Source organism: Nonomuraea antimicrobica (assembly GCF_039536965.1).
GTDB classification, from domain to species: Bacteria; Actinomycetota; Actinomycetes; order Streptosporangiales; family Streptosporangiaceae; genus Nonomuraea; species Nonomuraea antimicrobica.
Genome location: NZ_BAAAZP010000095.1, coordinates 1 through 4,940, shown reverse-complemented (window position 1 = coordinate 4,940; position 4,940 = coordinate 1). Strand labels below are relative to the sequence as shown.

General features: G+C 70.2%; 2 protein-coding genes. Both read right to left on the bottom strand.

Features of this window, described 5'->3' with window-relative positions; translation table 11 throughout:
* A partial coding sequence (locus tag ABD844_RS26110) for a beta-ketoacyl synthase N-terminal-like domain-containing protein (RefSeq protein ID WP_344883225.1) occupies positions 1–886 on the bottom strand: 886 nt, incomplete at its 3' end.
* Between the two features lie 63 nt (positions 887–949).
* The coding region (locus tag ABD844_RS26105; protein ID WP_344883222.1) for an SDR family NAD(P)-dependent oxidoreductase at positions 950–4,940 on the bottom strand (3,991 nt) is incomplete at its 5' end.

Below are 4,940 nucleotides of genomic sequence, written 5' to 3'. Positions count from 1 at the left end.
GAATCACCCCCAACACCCGACGCCCACCAGCCACCGCATCCGACAACCGCTCCAACAACAGCAGCCCCACCCCCTCGGACAGGACGGTGCCGTCCGCGTCGTCGGAGAACGCCTTGCACCGGTCGTCCCGCGCCAGGCCCTGCTGGTGGCTGAAGTCCACCAGCAGTTCGGGCGTGGCCATGATCGTCACGCCGCCCGCGAACGCCAGCGTGCTCTCGCCCCGGCGCAGCGACTCGCACGCCAGGTGGATGGCCACCAGCGACGAGGAACAGGCCGTGTCCACCGTCACCGCCAGCCCTTCGAGACCCAGCGTGTACGCGATGCGCCCCGAAATGACGGAGCTGGAGTTGCCCGTGCCCAGGTAGCCTTCGACCTCCGGAGGCAGCGGCCCCATCCCCACCTCGTAGTCGTTGGCGAAGGCACCGATGAAGACCCCGGTGCGCGTACCCCGCAGCGAGGCCGGGCGCATCCCCGTCCGCTCCAGAACCTCCCACGCGGCCTCAAGGACCACCCGCTGCTGCGGATCCATCGCCAGGGCCTCGCGCGGGCTGATCCCGAAGAAGGCCGAGTCGAACTCCCCGGCGTCGTGCAGGAACCCGCCTTTGCGTGCGTAGGTCGTCCCGCTGGCGCCCGGGTCGGGGGAGTACAGGGCATCGAGGTCCCAGCCACGGTCGTCCGGGAACGGAACGATGCCGTCCCCGCCCTCCGCCACCAGGTTCCACAGGTCCTCCGGCGACTCCACCCCGCCCGGATAACGGCAGGCCATGCCCACGATCGCGATCGGCTCGCGCTCCTTCGCCTCGACCTCATGCAGCCGCCGGTTGGCCTGCTGGAGATCTTCGGTCACCCGTCGCAGGTAGTCGAGGAGCTTGTCTTCGTTGGCCATGCCGCTCTCACCCTTCTGAGGAAATTCGCGCCTGCGTCGTCGATCACCTGACTGGCCGGGACCTCACAGCCCCTTGTCGATCAGTTTGAACAGTTCGTCCGCGTCCGCCGTCCGTACGTTGCTCACCTCACCGGCCCCGGCACGGTCTTCACGCCACTCGTTCATCAGCTTCCGCAGCCGCGTCGTGATGGCGGACCTGGACTCATCCCCGGTGGGAACATCGGCCAGCAACCGGCTCAGCTCGTCGAGGTTGCGCAGGACCTGCGATTCGATGGGCTCCTTCTCCGGCAGTACCTGGCTCGCCAGGTAGGCGGCGACGGCGACTGCGGTCGGGTAGTCGAAGACCAGCGTCGCCGGTAGCCGCAGGCCGGTGGCGCGGCTCAGCCGGTTGCGCAGTTCCACCGAGGTCAGCGAGTCGAATCCGATCTCGCTGAAGCTCCGGTCCTGATCCACCTGACCGGCGGAGGCGTGTCCCAGGACCTCGGCGGCCTCCGTCCGTACGAGTGACAGCAGCAGTTGCTCCTGCTCGTCCGGTGAGAGGCCCTCCAGCCGCTGTACGAGCGCGGGCGCGTCCGTCTCCGAAGGCTGCGTGCCCTGCGCGGCACGCCGTGCGGTGGGAACGGAAACCAGTCCGCGAAGGACGGCGGGCACGCCGCCGTTGTGGGCCGCCAGTGCCCGGGCGTTGACGGGCAGCGGCAGCAGGAACGGCCCGGGGTCGGCCAGGGCGGCGTCCAGCAGTTCCATGCCCTGGCGGGCGCCCATCGCGGTGAAGCCCGATCTTTCCACTCTCTTCAGATCACCCTCGGCCATCTGGCCGGTCATTCCACCCGTCTCGGGCGCCCACGCACCCCAGGCCAGGGATTGTGCGGGCAGGCCGTGATGGCGGCGGTGGGTGGCCAGGGCGTCCAGGAACGCGTTGGCGGCGGAGTAGTTGCCCTGTCCGGCGCTGTCGAGTGTTCCGGCGGAGGAGGAGTAGAGGACGAACGCGGCCAGGTCGAGGTGGCGGGTGGCCTGATGGAGGTGCCAGGCGGCATCGGCCTTGGGGGCGAGCACCCGGTCGATCTTGGCCGGGTCCAGCGAAGCCAGCACTCCATCGTCCAGCACCCCGGCAGTGTGGAACACCGCGGTCAGCGGACGCTCGACAGAGACACCCGCCAGCAACCCCCGGACCTGCTCCGGCCGGGAGAGATCACAAGCGGCGAACTCAACCCGCACACCCGCAGCTTGCAGGTCGGCCCGGAGCTGCTCGGCGCCTGGCGCCTGGTCCCCTCGGCGGGAGGCCAGCAGCAGATGGCGAGCCTGACCGGTCGCGGCCAGATGACGAGCCAGGACCGCACCCAAGCCGCCGGTGCCGCCGGTGATCAATACCGTGCCGTCCGGATCCGGGGTGTGCGGGATGGTCAGCACGATCTTGCCGGTATGCCGCGCCTGGGCCATGAACCGGAACGCGTGCCCGGCCTGACGCACATCCCAGCACCGCACCGGCAACCGCCGCAACGCCCCCGCTTCGAGGAGTTCCACCAGCCGCCGGAGCATCTCGCCGATCCGGTCAGGTCCCGCGTCCATCAGATCGAAGTCGCGGTAGACCACTCCCGGGTGGGTGGTGGCGAGCTGTTCGGGGTCACGCAGATCGGTCTTGCCCATCTCGATGAACCGGCCACCGTCGGTGAGGAGGTCGAGGGAGGCGTCGGTGAACTCCCCGGCCAGGGAGTTGAGCACCACATCCATACCGTGCCCGGCGAAAGTGCGGGCGAAGTCGAGGGTGCGGGAAGAGGCGATGTGATCCTCCGCGATACCCAGGCCGCGTAACAGATGCTGCTTGGCCGGAGAAGCCGTGGCGAACACCTCAGCACCGAGATGCCGGGCGATCTGAATGGCGGCCATGCCCACCCCACCCGCACCCGCATGGATCAGCACCCGCTCACCCGAACGCAACCCAGCCAAATCCACCAACCCATACCACGCCGTAGCGAACACCCCAGGAACCGACGCAGCACCAGCAAAATCCCAACCGTCCGGCATCACCACCACCATCCGCCGATCAACCACCACCCGAGGACCGAACGTCCCCTCCCCCAAACCCAGCACCCGATCCCCGACCCGCAACCCCTCCACACCCGAGCCCAACTCGGTCACCACTCCAGCGAACTCGACGCCCATCGCCCCGGCTTCCCCCGGATACATGCCCAGAGCATTGAGCACGTCGCGGAAGTTCAGCCCGGCCGCGCGCACCGATACCCGCACCTGGCCTGCACTCAGTTCCCGATCCGCCTCCGGGGCGGGAAGCAGAGCCAGGGCGTCCAGAGAGCCCTTGGCGGGGCTGTCCAGGCGCCACGCGCCCGCGTCACCCGGGGTGCGCAGGCCGGCGGAGGCTTGCTCGGGCAAGCGCAGGTCGGTGGAGGCGGCTGCCTTGGCCAGGCGGGGCATCAGCACGGTGCCCTCACGTACCGCCAGTTGCGGCTCGTCGTCGATGCCGAGCACGGCGGCCAGCGTCTGGGATGACTGCGGCGTCTCGTCCACGTCCACCAGGAGAATCCGGCCCGGATGCTCGGCCTGCGCCGACCGCACCAGCCCACACACCGCCGCACCCGCCAGATCCGGAGCACCATCGGTCCCCAGAGCCGCCACCGCACCCCGCGTGACCAGCACCAACCGCGCCCCGGCCAGCCGCTCCTCACCCAGCCAACGTCCCAAGAGATCGGTCAGCCCGCTCAGGCTCGAACGCAGCTCCTCAGGCATCGACCGCTCGTCCCCGATCGCGCGGGCCGCCTCGATCCGCATGATCACGGCTTCGGGGACGTTCTCGCCCGCTCCGACCACCGCGTCCACATCGGCGTGGTACGACACGTGCTCGACCACCGATGCCAACGCGGCATCAAGGTCCGTGCTCCGCTCGCCGACCACCGCCACCCGCTGCACCGGGCCCGGCGCCTCGGCCTGCAGCGGCGTCCAGTCGAGCCGCAGCAGCGACGACGCGGACGCGGCCGGGGCGGGCTGCTGCTCCGCGACCTCGCGCAGGACCAGGGAGCCAACGGCCACCACCGGCCGGCCCGCGGCGTCGGCCGCGTCCACGGCCACCTCCCTGCCGTCGCCGAACCTCAGCCGCACCCGCAGATGACTGGCGGCGGAGGCGTGCAGGCGCACGTCGGTCCACGCGAACGGCAGGCTGACCGGCCTCTTGTCGCCGGTGCCGCCGTCGGCGAGACCGTCCGCCACGCCGATGGCGTGCAGCGCCGCGTCGAGCAGGACGGGGTGAATGCCGTATCGGCCTGCCTCGGACGCCTCCCGCTCGCCCAGCTCCACCTCGGCGAACACCTCACCGTCCGCCATCCAGGCGCGCTTCATGCCTCGGAACGACGGTCCGTACTCGTATCCCTGGGCGGCCAGGGCCTCGTAGTACTCGGACACCTCCACCGGCTGGGCGCCGACCGGCGGCCACTGCTTCAGCTCGAAGGCCGCCCCTTCGTCTCCGGCCGCCAGGGTTCCAGCGGCATGGCGCGTCCAAGGCCGTGACTCGGTACGGGAGTGCACGCTGAGCGCACGCCGTCCGTCCTCGCCCTGAGCACCCACCGTGACCTGGATGACCACCGGCTCGCCCACCTCGACCGTCAGGGGCGCCTCGATCGTCAGCTCCTCCACCGCCGAGCAGCCGACCTCGTCTCCCGCCCGTACGGCCAGCTCGACGAACCCGGTGCCGGGGAACAGGACGCGTCCGCCGACAGCGTGATCGGCCAGCCAGGGATGGGCCGACGCGGAGAGCCGCCCGGTCAGGACCACTCCACCCTGGTCGGACAGATCGACTGCGGCACCGAGCAGGGCGTGATCCACGAGAGCCTGTCCCAGCCCGTCCGCGTTCGCGACGGCGGGGGTGGACTTCAACCAGTAGGGGCGGTGCTGGAACGGGTAGGTCGGCAGCTCGATGTCGCCGTTGTGCCGGCTGTTGGTGTGGATGTGGTGCCAGTGGGGTGTGGTGGTGGTGTGGGTGTGGATGTGGGCGATGGCGGTGAGGAGGGTGTGGGGTTCGGGGTGGTTTTTGCGGAGGGTGGGGGTGAAG